This window comes from Candidatus Poriferisodalis multihospitum (assembly GCF_028283155.1).
GTDB lineage: Bacteria > Actinomycetota > Acidimicrobiia > Acidimicrobiales > Poriferisodalaceae > Poriferisodalis > Poriferisodalis multihospitum.
Genome location: NZ_JAPYOK010000087.1, coordinates 1 through 21,492, shown reverse-complemented (window position 1 = coordinate 21,492; position 21,492 = coordinate 1). Strand labels below are relative to the sequence as shown.

Annotated in this window: 17 protein-coding genes and 1 pseudogene; 9 read left to right on the top strand and 9 right to left on the bottom strand. The window is 67.7% G+C overall.

The window, feature by feature from the left end; genetic code table 11:
* Positions 1 to 33 precede the first annotated feature (33 nt).
* Positions 34 to 795: an enoyl-CoA hydratase/isomerase family protein gene (locus VI480_RS08490; RefSeq protein ID WP_323672397.1), complete on the top strand. Its 762-nt coding sequence runs from the start codon at positions 34 to 36 to the stop codon at positions 793 to 795.
* Positions 792 to 2,015, top strand: a complete 1,224-nt coding sequence (locus VI480_RS08485) for a CaiB/BaiF CoA-transferase family protein (protein WP_323672396.1) — start codon at positions 792 to 794, stop codon at positions 2,013 to 2,015. The genes VI480_RS08490 and VI480_RS08485 overlap by 4 nt, the downstream gene beginning before the upstream one ends.
* A gap of 36 nt (positions 2,016 to 2,051) precedes the next feature.
* On the opposite strand, the gene VI480_RS08480 is transcribed toward VI480_RS08485, so the two are convergent.
* Both VI480_RS08480 and VI480_RS08475 read right to left on the bottom strand, forming a co-directional pair.
* Positions 2,052 to 2,525 carry a nuclear transport factor 2 family protein gene (locus VI480_RS08480; protein WP_323672395.1) on the bottom strand — a complete coding sequence of 158 codons (474 nt, stop codon included), beginning with the start codon at positions 2,523 to 2,525 and terminating at the stop codon, positions 2,052 to 2,054.
* 9 nt (positions 2,526 to 2,534) lie between these two features.
* Complete coding sequence (locus tag VI480_RS08475) at positions 2,535 to 3,740, bottom strand: acyl-CoA dehydrogenase family protein (protein WP_323672394.1); 1,206 nt, start codon at positions 3,738 to 3,740, stop codon at positions 2,535 to 2,537.
* A 111-nt stretch (positions 3,741 to 3,851) separates the two neighbouring features.
* Between VI480_RS08475 and VI480_RS08470 the strand changes: the two genes are divergently transcribed.
* The gene (locus tag VI480_RS08470; protein WP_323672393.1) at positions 3,852 to 5,303 is read left to right on the top strand and encodes an NAD(P)/FAD-dependent oxidoreductase; all 1,452 of its coding nucleotides are present in this window, start codon (positions 3,852 to 3,854) and stop codon (positions 5,301 to 5,303) included.
* Between the two features lie 206 nt (positions 5,304 to 5,509).
* Here the strand turns inward: VI480_RS08470 and VI480_RS08465 are convergent, their stop codons facing one another.
* On the bottom strand, positions 5,510 to 6,097 hold the full coding sequence (locus VI480_RS08465) for a Uma2 family endonuclease (protein WP_323672392.1): 588 nt from the start codon (positions 6,095 to 6,097) through the stop codon (positions 5,510 to 5,512).
* 306 nt (positions 6,098 to 6,403) lie between these two features.
* Between VI480_RS08465 and VI480_RS08460 the strand changes: the two genes are divergently transcribed.
* Complete coding sequence (locus VI480_RS08460; protein ID WP_323672391.1) at positions 6,404 to 8,221, top strand: cation:proton antiporter; 1,818 nt, start codon at positions 6,404 to 6,406, stop codon at positions 8,219 to 8,221.
* Here the strand turns inward: VI480_RS08460 and VI480_RS08455 are convergent.
* Both VI480_RS08455 and VI480_RS08450 read right to left on the bottom strand, forming a co-directional pair.
* Positions 8,135 to 8,701 (bottom strand): TMEM165/GDT1 family protein, encoded by a 567-nt coding sequence (locus tag VI480_RS08455; RefSeq protein ID WP_323672390.1) that lies wholly within the window; start codon positions 8,699 to 8,701, stop codon positions 8,135 to 8,137. The two genes, VI480_RS08460 and VI480_RS08455, sit on opposite strands and share 87 nt — an antisense overlap.
* A gap of 26 nt (positions 8,702 to 8,727) precedes the next feature.
* Positions 8,728 to 10,746 carry a molybdopterin-containing oxidoreductase family protein gene (locus VI480_RS08450; protein WP_323672389.1) on the bottom strand — a complete coding sequence of 673 codons (2,019 nt, stop codon included), beginning with the start codon at positions 10,744 to 10,746 and terminating at the stop codon, positions 8,728 to 8,730.
* Between VI480_RS08450 and VI480_RS08445 the strand changes: the two are divergent.
* From VI480_RS08445 to VI480_RS08435, 3 genes and pseudogenes are all read left to right on the top strand, one after another.
* Positions 10,639 to 12,384, top strand: a pseudogene (locus VI480_RS08445) (CoA transferase); the annotation flags it as partial. The gene VI480_RS08450 and the pseudogene VI480_RS08445 sit on opposite strands and share 108 nt — an antisense overlap.
* Positions 12,306 to 13,058, top strand: a complete 753-nt coding sequence (locus tag VI480_RS08440) for a CoA transferase (protein ID WP_323672388.1) — start codon at positions 12,306 to 12,308, stop codon at positions 13,056 to 13,058. The pseudogene VI480_RS08445 and the gene VI480_RS08440, both read left to right, overlap by 79 nt.
* Before the next feature lie 45 nt (positions 13,059 to 13,103).
* Positions 13,104 to 13,727 carry a VOC family protein gene (locus VI480_RS08435; protein ID WP_323672387.1) on the top strand — a complete coding sequence of 208 codons (624 nt, stop codon included), beginning with the start codon at positions 13,104 to 13,106 and terminating at the stop codon, positions 13,725 to 13,727.
* Positions 13,728 to 13,753: 26 nt separating this feature from the next.
* Here VI480_RS08435 and ung read toward each other — a convergent pair whose 3' ends face one another.
* Complete coding sequence (gene ung / locus VI480_RS08430) at positions 13,754 to 14,419, bottom strand: uracil-DNA glycosylase (RefSeq protein ID WP_323672386.1); 666 nt, start codon at positions 14,417 to 14,419, stop codon at positions 13,754 to 13,756.
* Between the two features lie 20 nt (positions 14,420 to 14,439).
* Positions 14,440 to 15,498, bottom strand: a complete 1,059-nt coding sequence (locus VI480_RS08425) for a phosphotransferase family protein (protein WP_323672385.1) — start codon at positions 15,496 to 15,498, stop codon at positions 14,440 to 14,442.
* Between the two features lie 86 nt (positions 15,499 to 15,584).
* Between VI480_RS08425 and VI480_RS08420 the strand changes: the two genes are divergently transcribed.
* On the top strand, positions 15,585 to 17,045 hold the full coding sequence (locus VI480_RS08420) for a pyridoxal-dependent decarboxylase (protein ID WP_323672384.1): 1,461 nt from the start codon (positions 15,585 to 15,587) through the stop codon (positions 17,043 to 17,045).
* A gap of 66 nt (positions 17,046 to 17,111) precedes the next feature.
* Here VI480_RS08420 and hisC read toward each other — a convergent pair whose 3' ends face one another.
* Positions 17,112 to 18,203 (bottom strand): histidinol-phosphate transaminase, encoded by a 1,092-nt coding sequence (gene hisC, locus VI480_RS08415; RefSeq protein WP_416246664.1) that lies wholly within the window; start codon positions 18,201 to 18,203, stop codon positions 17,112 to 17,114.
* Between the two features lie 73 nt (positions 18,204 to 18,276).
* The gene (locus VI480_RS08410; RefSeq protein ID WP_323672382.1) at positions 18,277 to 19,164 is read right to left on the bottom strand and encodes a polysaccharide deacetylase; all 888 of its coding nucleotides are present in this window, start codon (positions 19,162 to 19,164) and stop codon (positions 18,277 to 18,279) included.
* Positions 19,165 to 19,230: 66 nt separating this feature from the next.
* Here VI480_RS08410 and VI480_RS08405 point away from each other — a divergent pair.
* Positions 19,231 to 21,492: CoA transferase (locus tag VI480_RS08405; RefSeq protein WP_323672381.1), on the top strand; the 2,262-nt coding region annotated here is incomplete at its 3' end.

Here is a 21,492-nt window from a genome sequence, read left to right as displayed (position 1 = left end):
CGAGGGTCGGCCAGCGTCGGGCAGACTTGGCTCATGCCCGACCATGTCCGGCTCGAGATAGACGGCGCCGTCGCCGTGGTCACGATGGCCAAGCCACCGCACAACCTGCTCAACGGCGCCTTCATCGACCAGCTGATCCAGGCCTTCGAGAGCGCAGCAGACGCCGGTGGCCGCGCGATCCTGCTCCGCAGCGACATGAAACACTTCTCGGCCGGAGCCGACGTCGACGGGTTCGGATCGGAAGAAGGCCGCTCCCAGGACGCGGCCGCCGTCCTCGAACGACTCGAGGGCGTGCCACTTCCCACCATCGCCGCCGTCCACGGCCTCGCGCTCGGTGGCGGATTCGAGGTCGCCTTGGCCTGCGACTTCATCATCTGTGGGGCCTCGGCCCGGCTCGGGCTCGTGGAAGCCACCCTGGGCCTGATGCCGTTGCTCGGCGGAGTGCAACGCGTCGTGGATCGAGCCGGCGCGAGCCGCGGCAAAGAGATCGCAATGTTCGCTCGCCGCCACGATCCTGTGCTGCTCGAGAAGTGGGGCATCGTGAACGTCGTGGTGGACGACGACGAACTCGAGAATGCGGCACTGTCGTGGGCCCGCCAGTTGGCGACGGGCCCGAACGTCTCCTACGCCGCCATCAAGCGCCTGGCTGCTATCACCACCAGCGACGGTGTGCGAGCCGCTGATGCGCTCCAGGACGAGGCCGCGAAGCCCGTGTGGGCCTCAGAAGACCTCCAGGTCGGTATGACCGCCTACGCCGAGACCGGTCCCGGCACCGCGATCTTCCAGGGCCGATGACCGCCCCGCTGGACGACGTCAGAATCATCGACTTCACCCGGGTGCTCGCCGGCCCCCATTGCACCAAGCAACTACGCGACCTAGGTGCATCGGTGGTCAAGATCGAACCCCCCGCACCGGACACGGGCCGAAGCGGCCAGCCCCACGTCGGACCGATGTCGCTCTACTTCGCCCAGCAGAACAGCGGCAAGCGCGCCATCAGCCTCGACCTCAACTTCGTCGAAGCCCAGGACATCGTGCGCCAGCTGGTGGCCGAGGCCGACATCGTGGTGGAGAACTTCCGGCCCGGCACGCTCGACGGCTTTGGCCTCGGATACCAGGAACTTCTCGCCGTCAACCCGACGCTGATCATGGTGTCGATCAGCGGATACGGCCAGACCGGTCCGTGGCGCAACCGGCCGGCGTTCGCCCCAACGGTGCAGGCCGAGTCGGGGTTCACAGAGATCATCTCGCGCCACTATGGCGACACGCTGACCTCGGTCGAGAACGACGCGTACAACCACGCCGACGTCTACACCGGCCTCCAGGGCGTGATTGCCACGCTGGCTGCGCTGGCGCACCGCGACCGCACCGGCGAAGGGCAACACGTCGACGTGGCCATGGTGCACTCGATGCTCGCTGTCAACGACCGCGTGAGCTACGAGTTGTCCGACATCGACGTCGAAGGCGAACCGCTGGCTCTCAGCGCGCCTGAATCGCCGGTGTTCGAGCTCCCCGACGGCCAGCTCATCACCATTGCGGCCAGCCCCGTCGCGACGTTCGTGTTCCAGCGCTATTGCGCCATGATGCGCCGCAACGATCTGCTGCTCGACATCCGGTTCATCACCCCCCAATTCCGGCGCGAGAACTGGGCCGAGCTGCATGCCGAGATCCGCGATTGGGTGCTGACGTTCCGCACCATCGAAGAGCTCGAGGCCCAGGTCAGCGAGGCTGGGCTAGCGGTGGGCACCATCCGCACGGTGTCGGAGATCGCCGAGTCCGCGTGGGCCGAGGAGCGTGGGGCCATCCGCGAGGTCGACGACCGTGCCGGGGGCACCGCTCGTGTCCCATCGCCGCCCTGGAAGTTCAGCGCGGGCGAGCTTCCCGAGACAGGCTTGGCACCGTTCCAGGGCGAGCACAACCGCGAGGTCCTGGCGGAGTTGGGGCTGTCCGACGAACAGATCGACAAGTTGCACGACACCGGCGTGATGATCGACGGCGTGCCGTCGGGCGCCAGCTGACCGGCGAGGCGACTGCCAGCAACGGCGTGGCGAACCTCAGCGACGAGGCGGCAACACGTGGCGCGCCATGTAGTCGACCTCGCGAGGCCACGCTTCCTGACCCATCGTGAGCACTTGGCGCTTGCAGATCCTCCAGCCGGCGTCGGTGCGCACGAACGAGTCGACGTAGCGTCCGAAGACCCAGGCGTTGTCGATGTCCTCGTGGAACTCGTGCCACGCGTCGAGATAGGTCACCGTCTCGGCCGAGTCCTCGCCGTTGAAGCTGACCTCGATGTTGCTCACGTAGTGCGCAGACCGCTTGTAGATCTTGTCGGTCCCGGCCCGGAAGAATTTGTACGCGTACGCCTTGTCGTTGAACGTCCCGAGTTCGCCGCCGTAGTCGTACTCGCAGTCATCGGTGAACAGCTCGACCACGTCGTCGGGACGGTTGTCATCGATGGCGCGGCAGTAAGCGTGCAGGACGTCGCGGATGTCCTGCAGGTCCGACAGTTGTTGTGCGGTGTAGGGCATGGGCTTCTCCTAGGGGTCGGGGAGTTCGCTGAACGCCAGACCCCGAGTCGGATCAGGCTCTTTGGGAAGACCGAGCTCGCGCTCGCCGATGAGGTTGCGCTGGATCTCGTCGGTGCCGCCGGCGATGGCCATGCCCTGGGCGAACAGTGCCGTCTTCAGGAAGTGGCCGCCGTCGGGCTGATCGTCGCGGCCGAGCTGTGCGGGCATGCCCTTGCCGGAGAAGCCCAGATCGCGCAGGGTGCGGCACAACAGCGAGTTGCCGAGCTTGCCGAGCGACGGATTCACCTGTCTCGCGCCGTTCCAGTCCAGGACAGCTCGCTCGATGTGTGCGTTGGCCAACGCCTGTCGCAGCAGCGGATCGGTTCGATCTTCGTCATCGAGCAACGATCGGACGACCTGGTCTTTCATGGCGCCTGTGGTGTAGCTGAAGCCCGAGATGCCGCTGCTGGTGGCCTGGGAATGCTGGACCACGCCGACAGGCGCCGAGAGATCGACGTCGTTGACGACGTCGCCGCCGCCGTCGTGGCCCACCGCATCGAGCTCGCGCTCGACGGCCAGCATCGTCATGGCCGCCCGCCAGCCGTTGTTCAGCCCGCAGATCGCATCGTCGTGACGCACGCGGGCGTTGTCCATGAAGACCTCGTTGAACTCGCAATCACCGGTCATGTCCCGCAAGGGGCGAACCTCGACGCCGGGCTGGCCCATGTCGATGCAGAAGAACGAGATGCCCTGGTGCTTGGTCGCGTCGGGGTCGGTGCGCGCCATCACGACGGCCCGATCGGCCGTGTGAGCAGCAGTGGTCCAGACCTTCTGACCGTTGATGATCCACTCGTCGCCGTCTCGCTCGGCGGTGGTCCGCAGCCCTGCCAGGTCCGATCCGGCGCCGGGCTCGGAGAAGAGCTGACACCAGAGCTCTTCACCTGTGGCGATCTTCGGCAGGTAGCGATCGAGGAGCAGGTCGGGACCGTGCTCAAACAGTGTGGGCGCCACCAGCGTCACCGCCACCCCGTTCGGAGGCCCGAACGCCCCGACGTCATCTCGGGCGCGATCGGCTTCGGTGGCTTCGACGTGGCTGAGGCCGCGACCGAACCGATCAGCCGGCCAGAACGGATAGCCCCATCCGGACTCAGAGATGAGCCGCCACCAGTCCCCGACGGGCATCTCGGCATCCCAGTGCGTCGAGTACCACTCGTGCGCCTCGTCGTAGACCGTCATGTTCGAGCCTGTCCGCCGAGATCGACGTTGAGGCGAGCCTGCGCAGAGCTGCTCATCGGACCCTCGTCCCTCGATTGCCGTCCCCGCGGCCTCCGCTGAGACACTAGTGCCATGGCGTTGGTTGGGATCTTGGGCGCGGGCCTCAGCGGCGTGGTGATGGGCATCCAGCTCAAGCGTCTGGGCATCGACGACTTCGTCGTCTACGAGAAGCAGTCCGATGTCGGCGGGACGTGGCTGCGCAACACCTATCCCGGACTGCACTGCGACATCCCGTCGCACATCTACTGCTACAGCTTCGAGCCCAACCCCGACTTCTCGATGGTGTTCTCCGGCCATTCCGAGATCCAGGCCTACATCAGGTCGTGCGCCGAGAAGTACGGCATCGCCGACCACATCCGGCTCAACACCACCGTCGACCGGGCATCGTGGCAGCCTCACGACACCTGCTGGGAACTCGAGTTGGCAGAGGGCGAACGGCTCCGCCACCGCTTCGTCGTCTCAGCCACTGGCGGCCTCACCGAACCCCACTACCCCACCCTCGACGGCTTCGACTCCTTCGAAGGCCTGGTGTGGCACGCCGGGTCGTGGCGCCACGACGTCGAGCTCGCCGGACGTCGGGTCGCGGTGGTGGGCAGCGCAGCGGCCGCGGTCCAGGTCGTTCCCGAGGTGGCGAAGGACGCGGCCGAGGTCTTCGTGTACTCGCGCACGCCCAACTGGGTTCGCCCTCGCCGCAACCGCTTCTACACCGATGAGGAGAAGGCGGAGCTGGCCACCGACGAGGGTTGGCACCGCGCTCGGCGCCAGCAGTACCGCGACAGCATGCTGTGGCAACGGGCGTTCGAGAAGAAGACCGACGCCATCGAGGAGCTGCGCGCTGAGGTCATGGACCAGATGCGCGCCGCAATCTCCGATCCGGACACGATCGCCGCACTGACACCCTCGTTCGAGCCGGGATGCAAACGCATCCTGGTCTCCGACGACTACTACCCCGCCCTAGCGCTGGATCACGTGACGCTCGTTCCGCACGGCGTCACCGCGCTGACCCCGAGCGGCGTGGTCAGCGCCGACGGCACCGAGGTCGATGTCGACGTCGTCATCTTCTGCACCGGGTACAAGCTGGGTGGCCGGGCCGATGGCGGGCCTGCGCTGGAGATCTACGGGCGCGACGGCCTCGACCTGCGGACAGCCTTCGGTCGGGTGCCCGAATCATTCCGGGGCGTCGCCATCCCGGGCTTCCCGAATTGGTTCACCGTCGCTGGTGTCAACGGATCCCCAGGCCATGCTCCTGTGTTCATGACGGCCGAGGTGGCCACCAACTACATCGGCCGCTGGATCCATCACCTGCTCGCCCGCGACGCGAACACCGTCGAGGCTCGCCGAGACGCCACCCACGAATGGGCCGAAGCCACCCAAGCGGAGCTGCAGGAGATGAGCTGGGCGGGCGACTGCGGGGGCTGGTACCGCGACCGCAACGGTCGCATCCTGCCGTTCTTCCCCGGCAGCTGGACCCGCTTCCGTCGCGAGATGCGCGAGCTTCACCTCGATGCGTTCGAGGTGCACTGACACCGGCTCGGACGGCGATCGTCCAGTTTTCAAAGGGAACTTCTCGGGAACCAGAATCAGAATCTGGCTCTGACCAGTGCCTATCCGTTCCCCTGAGCTCCACCGTGCGACCGTCGCTGCCGGCTCTGCGTCAGTGAGTCTTCGCCGATGGGAGCGGAGCCCCCAGGCCGAGCGAAGCGGATCCGGTTGACGCGGCGCAGGCGTGTTCAGTCTGAGAAGAGCCGGCGGAGCGGGAAGGAGAACCCCGGCAGCACTGAGCCGCCGTCGAGTTCGTCGTCGAGGGTGAGCGTCTCGGGAAGTGGCACGCCGGCCGGTTGGGCATCGGCACTGTGGACTTCGACGGTCATCGAGTCGGGATGAACCACCCACAACAGCCGCACGCCGAAGCCCAGCCACATCTCGGCGCGCTCGGCAAGCTCGCCAGGGCGGTCGCTGGGCGATGCCACTTCCACCACCAGATCGGGAACGACATCGGAGTAGCCGGTGGGTGCGGCACTGGGCGACAGGCGGTCTGCCGAGGTGAAGGCGATGTCGGGCTCTCGGACGGTGTCCGGGTCGCGTTCGAGCAGGATGCCGGTATCTGAAGCCACCACGGTGCCGCAGCGCCGCTCGTCGGCGTAGTCGACGAGCCTGCCCGCCAGCCTCACCACGATCATCCCGTGTCGGTAGCCGGCAGACATGACCTCGCAGAACACTCCCCTGACCAGCTCGCCGCGCACTCCCTGAGCGTCGAGGCGCAGCAGTTCCTCCGCGGTGAGCAACGTAGTCGGAGAGAATTCTGTGGCAGTCTTCATTTAATTTCGAAGTCTTTCATAGTTTCAGGCAACGGTTCTGCGCCGCGAATGTTGGCGGACGGCGGACAGCCTGCGGCCTCAGCATTGTCTCATTTGGCGAGCCATCGGGAGAAGCGATTTCTCGACGACCTCGCCAGCCCCGTCGAGCACGCCAAGATCCTGATCGTCCCCTGAGGTGCTCCGGCAACCGTCGGCCCAGATTCCGCGCTGCGCGTCAGCGCGGAGCGGACGTCCAGCGGTCGCCGCTCATCGTTGCTCCTCCATCGGTGATGCCACACCAGACTGCACCAATAGCCTCGTCGGCAAGTGCTGTTGGCTGCGTCGGCACCGCCGTTGTTCACTGAGCTGGCGATCCTGCTGGTTGCGGGGACGCTGATCGCCTTCGTGTCATCGCGTCTCGGGGTGGTGCCGATCGTCGGGTTCCTCGCGGCGGGCACGGTCATCGGGCCTAGCGGCGTCGGCCTCATCAGCGACATCGACCTGGTCAACCAGTCGGCAGACATCGGTGTGATGCTGCTGCTGTTCACGCTCGGCATCGAGTTCAGCCTCGAACGGGTCCGGCGGCTGGCGTCGCTGTTCCTGATCGGCGGGACGGTGCAGGTGGGCCTCACCACCGGCATCGTCGCCGGGGTTGTCGCCGCCTTCGGCGTCGAATGGCGAACAGCAGTCTTCACGGGTCTGCTCGTCTCGCTCAGCAGCACGGCAATCGTGCTGAAAGTGCTCGCCGAGCGGCGAGCCACCACGTCGCCTGTCGGCAACGTCTCGGTCGCGCTGCTCATCTTCCAGGACTTGGCGATCGTCGCCATGGTGCTGGCGGTGCCGCTGCTGGGCGGCCAGATCACCGGCCCCGCCGACGTGCTGATCGCCTTCGCCAAGGCGGCCGGCATCGTCGTGGCAGTGATCGTGGTGGCGCGGACGCTGGTGCCGGCAGTGCTGCAGTACGTCTCGCGCATCCAGTCGGGCGAGGTGTTCCTGCTGACCGTGCTGGCCATCTGCTTCGGGACGGCGTACGCGACCAGCCTGCTCGACGTCTCCATCTCGCTCGGGGCGTTCCTTGCGGGCCTGATGGTCAGCGAGAGCCGTGTGGCCGCGCGGGCGCTCGGCGAGGTGATGCCGCTGCAGATCCTGTTCTCGGCGACGTTCTTCGTTTCGATCGGCATGCTGCTCGACGTCGGCTACCTCGCGCGCAACCTGCCGCTGGTGGTCGGCTTGGCCCTGGCGGTGGTGGTCGTCAAGATGCTGACGACCACTGCTGCGGCGCTGCTGGTGCGCCAGCCGCGGGCGGTGGCGCTCTCGGGGGCGCTGGTGCTGGCACAGATCGGCGAGTTCTCCTTCGTGCTCGAACGAGCCGGAGAGGAAGTCGGGCTCGTCCCGGCGGGACTCGCCGACGGCACCGACGCGTTCATCGCCGTGACCGTGCTGCTGATGGCATTCAGTCCCTTCGGCGCTCGCTGGGGCCAGTCGCTCGCCGCACGATCCGACGCCGACCGCCGCGCCCGCCAGCGCGCTCACCCGCACGACGGCGATGCCCCTCAATTCGATCCCAGCGAGCACGAAACGCTGGTCGATCACGCCGTCGTGAATGGCTTCGGCCCGCGGGCACGCCGTATCGTCTCCGCGCTCGAACTGGCGCACATCCCCTACACCATCGTGTCGCTTGACCCCGAAGCGCAGCGATGGGCCGCATCCACAGGACGGAGAGTGCTCGTGGGCGACGTGTCCCGTCACGTGATCGCCGAGCGCGCCGGCCTGCGCGACGCCCGGATCGCGCTCGCGGTCGACAGTCCGCCCTCAGCGGTCGAGCAGTTCGCCCGTATCGCCCGCGAGCACAACCCCGACATCGCCGTGCTGGCCTGGGCCGCCGATCCCGCTGATGCCGCCGACCTCGAACGCGACGGGCTCGTCGATCACGTCGTCGCGGAGCGCCAAGCCGCCCATGACGCGCTCATTGCCCATGCACTCGGCCACTTCGAGCTGCCCGAGCCCGACACCGAAGCGGTCACCCATGCCGTCCTCCACACCGAACTCGGTCCCGACTCAACCGCCGACGATGGCATTGACGATGGTGATGACGCCTACCGCCACGAAGACGACGGCGCCGATCCGGGCAAGTCGCGGACCTGACAGGCGCTCGACAAGCTGCTGACCGACCACGACAGCGAGCCCGGTCGCCGCGACCATGGCAGCGAACGAACCCAGCCACACGAAGACTGCCGAGCGCTCAGCGGCAAGTGCAGCGGTCGCGATCATGGTCTTGTCGCCGAGCTCGGCGAGCAGGAACAACCCGGTCGCGCCGAGCAGGCTCGCCCGGCCCAATCCCTTGGGCATCTCCTCCTCATCCCCGTCCGCCGACCACCACGTCCACAGTCCCAGCACGACGAACAACCCACCGACGACTGCCGTGGCAGCCCGGCCCCCGAAGATCGATCCGACTGCCGATCCTGCAGCGACCGAAATGGTCTGCAAGAGCGCGATGGCGGCGGCGAATGCCGCGAGGGTCTTGACGGCGCCGTGACGTCCCGCGGTTGTCAGTGCGGCCAGCTGGGTCTTGTCGCCGATTTCCGCCAGGAACACGATGCCGAACGCAACGCCGACGTCAGCCACCGCGGCGCCCTACGTCGAGCGTCAATTCACCGGGCCGGTTCGAGGCTCACGAGGGTGCCGTGCACGGCACTGCAGCCCTCGATGTCGGCCGAGTTGCCCTCGTGCAGCGCATTGACATTGCATCCGCCCGGCTCGAGCTTGGGCCATCGCCCCTTGTAGGCCACGAGCACGCCGCGAGGTGCGATGTCGCCGATGGCCGTCGCGAGCGTGATCTCCCCGGCGCCATTGCGGAGCTGCACCAGGTCGCCGTCGGTGATGCCGAGATCGGCCGCGTCGGCGGGGTGAACGGTGACGGTCGCCGGCCCTGACCGCCGACCGATCGTCCGGTCATTCGCATGCGAGTCGTTGAGACGCCAGCGAGATGCCGGCGTCAGCAGCCGGAACAGGCCCTCCGGCTGGGCGGGATCGGTTGCCGGCGTCGGCACCGGGTCGAGGCCGACCTCTGTCAACGATGCCGAAGCGATCTCAATCCGCCCCGAAGGCGTGCGGAACCTTCGAGCCGCGAAGTAATCGAACGGCTCCTCGGTGAGATAGACGTGACCACGCTCAGCCAGATCGGAGTGCGAGAGCCCCAGGTCGAGCCCGTCCAGGAGCCGCTCGATGAGCATTTCATCGCTCTCGTACAGCTCGGGTTCGTCGTATCCCATCGCTGCGGCGAGCCGGCGGAAGATCTCCTGGTTGGGCAGCGAGTCTCCAATGGGCTCGCGGACCTTGCGCTGGGCTCCCACGATGGGGTTCATGTAGCTGAAGGTGAGATCATCGAACTCCAGGAAGCTGGCCGCCGGCAGGACGATGTCGGCATAGTCGACGGTGTCGGTGGGGAAACAGTCGACGACCACCGTGAACAGGTCCTCACGGCGGAACGCCTCCCGGAGCCTGAGCTGTTCAGCGGCCGAGGCCAGCGGGTTGGTGTTCCAGCTGAACATGGCGCCGAAGCGATCGGGATCTTCGAGCGCGCCGGCGAGACCGATGTGGTTCATCTGGCGGGCCTCGCCCTCCACGAGCGACGCTCCGGCGAGCTCGTCGAAGTCGGCTCCGAGCAGCGCTGCTGCGACGTTGAGGTAGCAGATCCCGGCCCCTGGCTTGCCGATGTTGCCGGTGAGCGCGGGCAGCAGGCCGATCGCTCGCATCACGTTGGCGCCGGTGGGCTGGCGCTGCAGCCCCTGTCCCGCCCACAGCAGCGCGGGGCCGGACGCATAGAGCTGCGCTGCTCGCCGGATCTGTTCAGCCGGGACACCGGTTTGCGCCTCGCCCCAGATTGGCGAGCACGCCTCGATGGTCGGGAGCACATCGGGGGCGCCATGGACATGTGCTGCGATGAACTCGTCGTCGAACGCCCCGAGGGCCCTGAGCTCGTGCGCCATGGAGAAGGCCAGCGCAGCATCGGTGCCCGGGAACGGCTGGAGGTGCAGATCGGCCCGCAGGGCCGTGTCGGTGCGGATCGGGTCGACAACCACCACCGCTCCGTCGAAGTCGCCCAGCCAGTGCTCGTCCATGTGAGGACCGCTGTGGGACGGATTCGCGCCCCACACCACAATGCACGACGAGTCTGCAGCGGTCCGGGGGTCGAAGCCGGCGACCGAGATGCCGAACATCGCCGACCAGGCGATGTGCCCTGCCAGATTGCAGATCGAGTCCGGCTCGACCTCGGTAGCGCCCAACCGGTTGAAGAACCGCATCGGGAACATGAACGCCAGCATCGACAGCGTCCCCGAGTAGTGGGTGTGAACCACGGCCTGAGGCCCGCGTTCGTCGATGACCTGCTGGGTGCGTGCCGCGACCTCGCTCAGCGCTGTGTCCCAGCTGATGGCCTCAAACGCCCCCTCACCCTTCGGCCCGACGCGACGGAGCGGTGTGGACAGGCGCTCGCTGGGGTCCTGCCACACGCCGTTGTAGGCAGTTGCGCACTTGGTGCACAGCGTTCCCCGGTTGATCGGATGTTCCGGGTCGCCGCGCACGATGACCCGGCCGTTCTTCCCCGGACGCACGACGATCCCGCAATTGTCGTAGCAGTCACGGGGGCAATTCGTTCGCAGCTCGGTCATGCCGCACCTCGCCGCTCATTAGACCACAGCCGTTGGCGAGCGGAATCCGGAACTAGTTTCCGCGTCACCATGACGCTGCTGTCGCCGTACCGGGTGCTCGATCTGACCGACGACCGGGGGCACATGGCCGGGTTCATCCTGGCGCGGCTCGGCGCCGAGGTGATCGCTATCGAGCCGCCGGGAGGCTCCCCCGTTCGGCGGCTCGCACCGTTCGATGCGAGCGGCGCCTCGCTCACCCACGCCTCCTACGCACGCGGCAAGAGGTCGGTCGAGCTCGACATCGCCGCTAAGGACGGCGCCGATGCGCTGCGGCAGCTCGCGGCTGGCGCTGACGTGCTCATCGAGTCAGCCCTGCCAGGCCATATGGCATCGCTCGGCCTCGGGCCCGACGCCCTTGCTGAGATCAATCCTGCGCTCGTCGTCACCTCGATCTCGTCGTTCGGCCAGACGGGCCCCAAGGCCCATTGGGCAGCGACCGATCTCACCGTGTGGGCGTCGGGTGGCCCCATGCACATGTGCGGTGACGAGGACCGGGCACCGCTGAGCGTCGGCGTGCCGCAGGCGTTCCTGCACGCAGCAGGCCAAGCCGCCTCAGCGACGGTGCTCGCTCTCGTCGAACGCAACCAGTCCGGGCTCGGCCAGCACATCGACGTGTCGGCCCAGGCCGTGGCCATGAACTCAACCATGTCGTCGGTGTTGTGCTCGCTGGTCAACGCCCCGCTGACGCTGCGGGGCGGTGGCGGCATTCGCAGCGGACCCATCCGGCTGCGTGTCGTCTATCCGGCCAAGGACGGCTTCGTGTCATTCACGCATGTCTTCGGGGCGGCCATCGGGCCAGCAACGGGCCGGATGATGGCACTGGTGCACGAGGCCGGCTTCTGCGACGAGGCCACGGCCAGCAAGGACTGGGTGCAGTACGCAATGGCGCTCAGCGATGGCAGCGAGTCGCTGGAGGAATTCGAGCGAATCAAGGAATGCGTCGCCAACTTCACCGCATCGCGGACCAAGGACGAGCTGTTCGCCCTCGCACTCGAGCGCCGCCTGCTGCTTGCCCCGGTGGCGACGACAGCCGACCTGACGGCATCCGAACAGCTCGCCTCCCGCGACTACTGGGACATCGTCGATGGTGAGCGCTACCCGGGCCACTGGATGAAGCCGGAACCGGGCAACGGCTCGGCCGACCGGGTGCCAACCGTCGGCGAGCACAGCGCTGAGGTGCTGGCCGGCGAACGGACGCCCGCAGTCTTCGCCCCAGCGATCCCTGTGGCCCCCGAACGCCCGCTCGACGGGCTCAAGGTGCTCGATTTCATGTGGGCGGTTGCCGGGCCGACCGTGTCCCGCCTGCTGGCTGACGCCGGCGCCACGGTGATCCGGGTGGAGTCGTCGGTCAAGCTCGACGCCGTCCGCACGTTCCTGCCCTTCATCGACAACGACCCCGGGCCCGAGAACGGCGCCACGTTCAACAACCTGAACGCCGGCAAGCTCGGCATCACGCTGAATCCCGCAACCGACGCCGGCCGTGAGGTCGCGCACGACCTCGTGCGCTGGGCCGACGTCGTATGCGAGTCGTACACGCCGCGCATCATGCGCTCGTGGAGACTCGACTACGACAGCGTGCGCGAGATCAACCCTTCGGTGGTCATGCTGTCGAGCCAGCGAGCCTGCTCGCCGCCATCGATCATCGGCGGCGCACCGGCGAGGGCCGCTACCTCGACTTCTCCCAGGCCGAGGCGTCGGTGCACTTCATCGCCCCGGCAGTGCTGGAGTACCTGCGCAATGGCACCGTCGTGGATGGGCGCGGCAACCACAGCGAGCACCACTGCCCCCACGGCGTGTTCCCGGCCGCCGGCGATGACCGCTGGGTGGCCGTCGTAGCCCAGGACGACAGAGCATGGACTGAACTGGCTGGGCTGATCGGCCACCCGAGTCTTGCGGTACTGCCGCTGGCCGATCGCCTCGCCCGCCGGGAGGAACTCGAAGCTGCAGTGTCGGCGTGGACCAGCCGGCTCGAAGAAGCCGACGTCGAAGAGCGGTGCCAAGCAGCGGGCATCGCAGCGCACCGGGTGCAGAACAGCCCTGAGCTGGCTGTCGATCCCCAGCTTGAGCACCGAGGCCACTGGGTTGGCGTTCCCCACTCCACCCACGGCACCACAATCATCGAGGCGCCGAGGTTCACGATGTCACGCAGCCGGGTGTGGCCCGAACGGGCTGCACCCGCACTCGGCGAGCACCTGTACGAGGTGCTCACCGAGCACCTGGGCTACGACGCCGACAAAGTCGCCGAGCTGGCCGCAGCGGAGGCCTTCGACTAGCACCGCCGGTGCTGCGGGCCTGGCACCCGTGGCTAACGTGCCCGCATGGCAGCTATCGATCACATCGTGTACGCAGCGCCCAATCTCGCGGCCGGGACCGCAGCCGTCGAGGCACTGGTCGGCATGTCGGCCGCGCCAGGCGGGCCGCATCCGGGCATGGGCACCCGCAACACGCTCATGTCGCTCGGCGACGACGTCTACCTGGAGATCATCGCGCCCGACCCCGAACAGCCCGATCCGCCGAACGGCCGCCCGTTCGACATCGACGCCATGAACGAAGGCCGGCTCATCACGTTCGCCATACACGCATCCGACGGCGAGACCATCGAAGATGTGACCGCCGCCATGGCCGCCTGCGGCGAGGATCCCGGCCCGATCTCCGCTATGAGCCGGGTGAAGCCCGACGGCGAGGAAATCCACTGGTCACTCACCATGTCGGCCGGCCCGGGACTCGTCCCGTTTGTCATCGAGTGGGGCAACACCACCCATCCGGCGACGGTCACCCCGACCGGCTGCACGCTCGTCTCGCTCAGCGGCACGCACCCCGACCCCGACCACATCAGGGCGCTCCACAGCGCCATCGGCATCGAAGTGGACGTAACCGCAGGCGATACGGTCACCTTTGCGGCAACGCTCGACACCCCGAACGGGCGCGTCACGCTGCTCTGAGGCTGCCAGCCGACGGCCGCGCTGAATCAGTCGGCCAGGCGCCAGTCGACCGGCTCGCGGCCGCCGGCAGCCAACGCAGCGTTCGCACGGCTGAAGGGCTTGCTGCCGAAGAAACCGTTGTGGGCGCTGAGTGGCGACGGGTGGGCCGACTCGATGACGACGTGCCGGGTCAGGTCCACCAGCGACTTCTTTCGGCGCGCAAAGCCGCCCCACATAATGAACACCACCCGGTCGGGCTTCGCACTGACCGCCCGGATCACCTCATCGGTGAAAGTCTCCCAGCCCGCCGAGCGATGCGACGCGGCCTGGCGGGCACGAACCGTCAGGAACGCGTTGAGCAGCAGCACCCCCTGACTCCCCCATCCCTCGAGATTGCCGTGGGACGGCGGCTCGATCCCCAGGTCATCGCGCAGCTCGGCGAAGATGTTCTGCAGCGACGGCGGCTGAGGAATCCCGTGAGGCACTGAGAAGCACAGCCCGTGCGCCTGCCGCGGGCCGTGGTAGGGATCCTGGCCCAAAATCAGCACCTTGACATCGGCATACGGCGTCAGGTGCAGGGCCGCGAACACCTGGTCGTGCGGCGGGTACACGGCACCCTGCGCTCGCTCGTCGGCCACGAACTGCTGCAGGATCGGCCAATAGGGCTTGTCGAACTCGTCCCGCAGGATCGGGTTCCAGTCGGTGCGCGGCATGCCCCGCAAGGACCTCGACGCTACGAGATCGTCTCGGCGGCGGCCGCGGACAGCTCGATGCCGCGCCCGATGCGAGCCCGGTAGAGGTCGAGGTCGACATCGTCGGCGGGCTTCTGGCCGCGCATGTAGCGGGCGTACACGCCGTGGATGATGCACGCCGACTTCCAGTGGTTGAAGCTGACGTAGTACGCCAGGTCCGACAGATCGGCGCCGGTTTGCTGCTCGTAGCGCTCAACGAGGTCAGCACGGCCGACGAAGCCGTCCACCAGCGTCGGCGGGTCGGAGCCCTCCAGGATCTCGTCGCTCGGCTCGGTCCAGCTATTGAGCGCGTAAGCGAAATCGGCCAGCGGGTCGCCGAGCGTGGAGATCTCCCAGTCCAGCACGGCCTGCAGCTCGCCTGCGGGATTGAACAGGCAGTTGTGCAGCCCATAGTCGCCGTGCACCACCCGGGCCGGGCCCTGCTCAGGCTTGCGTTCCTGCAAGAAGTCGTGCAACTCGTGCACGACCGGCGTGTCGTAGCTCGCCGACTCTGCCGAGGCCGTCCAAGACCTGTACCACGTGCGGATCTGCCGCCCGACGTAGTCGTCCTTGCGGCCAAGTTCGCCCAAGCCGACATCGTTGGGATCCACCGAGTGCAGCGCCGAGAGCACGTCCATGAACGACATGCCCACGTGTGCCCGGCCCTCGGCGGTGAGGTGCTCGCGGGCATCGGCCGACTCGAATAGGGGCTTCCCCTCCACGTAGCTCATCACGTAGAAGTGCGCCCCGGTCACGTCAGGGCTCTCGCAGTAGCCGTAGGCCTTGGCCACCGGCACGTCGGTGGACCCGAGACCGCTGATGATCGTGAACTCGCGGCCCATGTCGTGCGCCTTGGGTAGCAACTCCCCCATCGGCGGGCGGCGCACCACGGCGGTGATGCCGTCGGCGGTTGTCAGCTTGTAGGTCAGATTGCTGTGGCCGCCCTCGAGCTGGCTCCATTCGAACGGCGGCTCGAGTCCGTCGACGTTGGCGTCGATCCACGCTTCCACCGCAGGAACGTCATAACCGAGAATGTCCGAAGCCGCAGCGCCGTTCGTCATCTCGCCTCCCGTTCTCGCTCAGCGGGCACACACTACGGCAACCACCGGCGGCGGCTCGGAGATGGGCCGCAAGTAGCGTCGGCGCCGTGGATGAGATCGATCCAGAAGTCACCTCGCCGCCTGCACACATGACGCCGGAGGAATTCCGGCGCCACGGTCGTGAGGTGATCGACTGGATCGCCGACTACTGGGAGCGCATCGAGTCGCTGCCGGTGGCATCCGCCGTCCAGCCCGGCGACATCCGGGCACTGCTGCCAGACTCCGCCCCCGAGCAGCCCGAACCCTTCGAGCACCTGCTGGCCGACTTGGATCGGGTGGTCGTGCCCGGGGTCACCCATTGGCAGCATCCCGGCTGGTTCGCCTACTTTCCCGCCAACAACTCCCCGCCGTCGGTGCTGGCAGACGCTGTGTCGTCTGGGCTGGGCTTGATCGGGCTGCTGTGGTCAGCTTCTCCAGCGTTGACCGAGATCGAGAGCCACATGCTCGACTGGCTGGTGGACCTGTGTGCCCTGCCGGAACACTGGAAGACGACCTCGGAGGGCGGCGGAGTGCTGCAGGGCAGCGCTTCGGATGCCACCCATGTCGCGCTGGTCGCCGCCCGTCACCGTGTCAGCGCTCGCAGCGGCCAGCCCGCAGAACAGATGGTCGCCTACACGTCGGCACAGGCGCACAGCTCGGTGGAGAAGGGCGCCAACATCGCGGGCTTCGGCCAAGTCCGGCTGGTCGAGGTCGACGAGCACCAGGCCATGCGACCTGACGCTTTGGCCGCCTCGGTAGAAGCCGACATCTCTGCCGGACTGGTGCCGACATTCGTCGGCTCGACGGTCGGCACCACCGGCACCACAGCGGTCGATCCCGTACGGGCAATCTCGGCGATCGCAATCGAGCACAGCCTGTGGCACCACGTCGACGCTGCGTATGCCGGCACCGCAATGATCTGCCCCGAGTTCCGCCACCACAACGAGGGCATCGAGCTGGTCGACAGCTACGTCTTCAACCCGCACAAGTGGATGATGGTGAACTTCGACTGCTCGGCGTTCTACGTCGCCGACAAGGCAGCGCTCACCGACGCTCTGTCGATCGACCCGCCCTACCTGCGCAACACCCAGAGCGACGCCGGCAACGTGATCGACTACCGCAACTGGCAGGTGCCGCTGGGCCGGCGCTTCCGGGCCCTCAAGCTGTGGTGGGTGCTGCGCAGCTACGGGGCTGCGGGAATCCGCCAGATGGTGCGCCATCACGTGGCCATGGCCCAGGAGTTTGCACAGCGCCTCAACGAAGACTCCCGGTTCGAGATCGTGGCGCCGCACCCGTTCTCGCTCGTGTGCTTCAGAGTTCGTGCCGCCGACGCCAGCGAAGAAGCAGCCGAGCGGGCCGACCGCGCCACCGACGCCTTGGCTGCGGCGGTCAACGACAGCAGCCGGGCGTACCTGACCCCGTCGAAACTGGACGGGCGCAGCATCATCCGCGTTGCCGTGGGCCAGTCGCGCACAGACCGCTCTCAGATGGATCTGCTGTGGAAGCTGATCAGCGAGGCCGCCGTCTAGCTGCGGCCAGCTCGACCAGCCCCGTCAGCCGGCCCGACTCAGCCTGGCCAGCTCGGTCGGCGCAACTCAACCGGTGGGGTCGATGTCGCCCAGCGCAGCCAACAGCCGATCGTTCTGTGCGGGAGTGCCCAAGCTGATCCGCACGCCCTCGCTCTCGAACGGGCGCGTCACCAGGCCCTGCTTCTCCAGACGGACGAAGAGGTCCATCGCACTGTCGCCGACTGGCAGGTACACGAAGTTGGCCTGCGAGGGCACCACGGGCCAGCCCCCCGACACCATGGCGGCGCTCACGCGTTCCCGCTCGGCCAGGATGCCGGCGACCCTTTCGTCCAGCTCGGTGCTGGCTGGCGGCGCCAGCGAGGCGAGCGCGGCGGTCTGCGCGAGCCCGCTGACGATGAAGGGCAGCGCCACCTTGTCGAGTGCCCCGATGACATCCGGATGCCCGACGCCGTAACCGACACGCAGGTTGGCCAAGCCGTACGCCTTGGAGAAGGTCCGCAGCACCAAAGCATTGGGGTGTTCCGGCACGATGGCCTCGATCGGGTCGGCCACGTCGGGGTCGGTGACGAATTCCCGGTAGGCCTCGTCGATCACCACGATCACGTCAGGGGGCACTGCTGCCAGGAGGCGCTGCAGCTCTGCCGTCGTGCACACCGTGCCGGTCGGGTTGTTGGGGGTGGACAGCACGACGATCTTGGTGCGATCGGTGACCGCCGCGGCGACACCGTCGAGATCGAACGCATGGCCGACCAGCGGCACGGTGACGGGCTGGGCCCCTGAGATCGCGCAGAACACCGGATGCACCTCGAACGAGCGCCACGGGTACACCACCTCGTCACCCGGGTCGACATAGGCAGCGAACAGCTGCTGCAGCACGCCCACCGAGCCTGAGCCGACCGTGACCTCGTCCAGTCCGACGCCGTGCCGGTCGGCCAGCGCCTCGCGCACCTCCATGCAGCGATGGTCTGGGTAGCGGTTCATTCCCAGTGCGGCCTCGGACACTGCCTTGGCCACCGAGGGCAGCGGGTCGTTGGCGTTCTCGTTGGATGCCAGCTTGATCGCCTCGGCCAGGTTGTGCTCGGCCTCTGCCTGCGCCGCCGAGCGCCCCGGCTTGTACTGCGGCAGGCCCTCCACGGCCGCCCTGGGTCGTCCGATCATGCGCTGGTTCTCCCCGTTCTCCTGGTGCGGCAGCACCAGCACCGCCTCGTGTCCGGCGGCAAGCTATCGCCCTTCAGAGCCGACGGTTCGACTGATCTCCCGGGACGGCCGCTGCCCGGAAATCGTCCGCGACCTGCTCCATCGTGGCGAACGTCACACCCGGCCGGGATGCCATGTGATCGATCAGGCGCTCGAGCATCAGCATGCGGCTGCCTCGCCCGATGCACTGGGGATGCATGGTGAGCACGAACACCCCGCTGCCGACCCGCTCGTAGAGGTAGTCGAACTCGGCTGACCACACGTCGTAGACGTGATCGGGCGTGCGCAAGCCCTGCACCGTCGGGCCGTCGTAGCTGAAGTACGGCCAGTCGTCCAAGACGTACTCGAAGGGCAACTGCACCAGGTCCACCTCGTCGCCGAACTGGTGCGGCCCGTCGGTGGTGGGCACGTCGCCGAGGCGGCACCAGGTGGGCGCATAGTCGTGGCGCGCCATCGAGGAGTCGTAGGAGAAGCCATGCTCGATGAGCAGGCTGATCCAACGGTCGCCGCAGTTGCCTCCCGGCACCCGGTGCCCGACCGGGGCCTTGCCCGACAACCGCTCCAGGCAGTCCATGGACCTGGTCAGGATGGCTCGCTCGTCGGCCTCGTCCCGCTTCGACGACGGGGCTTCATGGCAGTAGCCGTGATAGCCCACCTCGTGCCCTTCGGAGACCACACGGGCGCACACGTCGCCGAACGTGTCGATGGTGTGGCCCGGGATGAACCAGGTGGACGGGGTGCTGCGCTCGTCGAGCAAGTCGAGCAGCCGGTGCGCCCCGATCGAAGAGAACTCTCCCCTGGCGGTCAGGTTCGGTGACCTTGAGCCTCGCGGTCCCGTCCAGATCGAGATGGCATCGAAATCGAAACTCAAGCACACCGTGACGCCGGATTCGTGGCCGTTGGATGGTTGTGCAGCGCTCATCTGCGGACCCTACCGAAGCCCTGCTTGGCACTGCCACGCCCGATGGCGGGGCGATACCGTGGCCCGATGCCCGATCCGGCCGATACGCCAGCTGCTTCGGCGCCGCCGCTGGCAGGGATGCGGGTGCTGGAGGTGGCGACCGGCATCGCCGGGCCGTTCGCCGGACGGCTGCTGGCTGGCGCGGGCGCGACAGTGGCCAAAGCAGAGCCGCCCGGTGGTGACCCGGCGCGGCGTCAGCCGGTGGACGATGTGCCGCTGCAGCCTGGCGAGCTGAGCCCGCTGTATGTGCACCTGAATGCGGGCAAGCTCAACTGCTCCGCCGACGACATCGACCCGTCGTGGCCCGAGGTGGTGATCGCCAGCGACACCGTGTCGGGTCTCGCCGGCGGCCCCTGGGATCCACAGCGACTGACCGACCGCAGCGAAGCTGGCGAACGAGTGCCGAAGCTCGTGACCGTCACGGCGTGGGGGGCGGAGGCCAACGATCCGGGCGTGATCGCCGACGAGCTGCTGGTGCAGACCGCCACGGGCTTCCTGGGCTTCAACGGTGACGAGGGCGCCGAGCCGCTGCGGCTGCCCGGTTGGCAGGCCCAGTACACGGCGGGCGGGCTCACCGCCTGGGCCGCACATCTGATACTGCGACGGCCCGAGGCGCATATGGATGTCTCGTGGCTGGGGGCGCTGCTCACCGCCGTCGAGCTCTGCTACTGCGACGCGCTGCACTGCGAGCGGCCACGGCCGCTGGTGGGGCCGCACCCGCCCACGGCGTACCCGTCTGGTGCCATCCGCTGCGCTGACGGCTACGTGTGCCCCGGTTCCCTTCGCCGGGACGATTGGGAGATGCAGTGCCTGCACATCGGCGTGCCCGAGTGGATCGACGATCCTGAGCTGAGCCACCGCCACCGCCGGGCCCGCCACATCGACAAGATCCGAGAGGTCATCGAGCCGTGGTACGCGCAACGCACCAAGCGGGAGCTGCTCCAGTACGCGCTCGATACGCCTTGGGCCGTCGGCATGGTGATGACCCCGCTCGACGTGCTGGCCGACGAGCACCTTGTTTCGAGAGGCTTCTTGGGCGAGGTCGCGACCCCTGCCGGCACCGCCGCTTCACCCATCCGGCCGTTCAACGCACCCGGCCTGCCGGTGCCCGGCCAGCGGCTCAGCGACCCAGGCGCCGACCCCTTCCCGACCGTTGCAGATGCCGGCCGCAGTGTCGGCGCCGCCCCCAAGACACCGGAACCAGTGCTGCGCCAGGCGCGCCGCCTGCGTGTCATCGAGATGACCATCGCCTGGGCCGGGCCGTACATCGGCAACCTGCTGACCCCGCTCGGCATCGACGTCATCAAGATCGAGGCTCAGAACCCGTTCGACGGTTTCCGCACCCAGCGGCCCTACGACCATGGCATGGCACCGGGCCTCGAGCATCTCGTCGCCGACAACCGCTTCTACGAGGCAGGCGGCCACTTCAACGCCGTCAACAAGGGCAAACGCGACTGCGTGGTCACGCTTGCGACACCCGAGGGCAAGGCCGCCTTCATGGAGCTGGTGCGCAACTGCGATGCTCTCGTCGCCAATTTCTCGGCCCATGTGCTGCCCCAACTGGGGCTCGACTTCGCGACGCTGACCGAGGTCAACCCGCAGATCGTGCTGGTGCGAATGCCGGCGTTCGGCGTGGACGGCCCGTACGCCGACGCGGTGGGCTATGGCTCGATCATCGAGGCCATGGGCGGACTGGGCCACCGCCAGGGCTACGAGCACGAGGGCGCGCGCATTTCCAACATCTACTTCCCCGACCCGATCGCAGGCATCACGGCCGGCTTCGCCTTGCTCAGCGGGCTGCACCATGCCGAGCGCACCGGGCAGGGCATCGAGATGGACGTCTCGCAGCAGGAAGGCACCTGGCAGTTCAGCGGCGAGGCCATCGTGCTGGCGTCGACGGCCGGCCGCGACATCGGCCGCATGGGCAACCGCGAGCCCGGCGCGGCGTGGAGCGGCTTCGTGCAGGGAACCGACGGCTGGCTGGCAGTTGTCTCCGAGGGCGACCCGCACGATCCGTCCTCTGGAGATGACCCCGTCGACGTGATCCGCAACTTCCTCGACGAAATCGAGACGAACGGCGGCACACCCACCCGAACCCGGGCCGACCTGCGGACGGCGTTGCATGCCGCAGGTTGCCGCACAGAGTTCTGCTGGGACCCGTGGACAGCCCCGGCGCACGAACCGCTGGCCAGCCACATCGAAGTGGTCGAGCACCCGGTCACCGGCGCGAGGCGGCACATAGCCAGCCCCTTCGCGCTCGACGGGACCCGCCCCTCCCAAGCTGGGCCC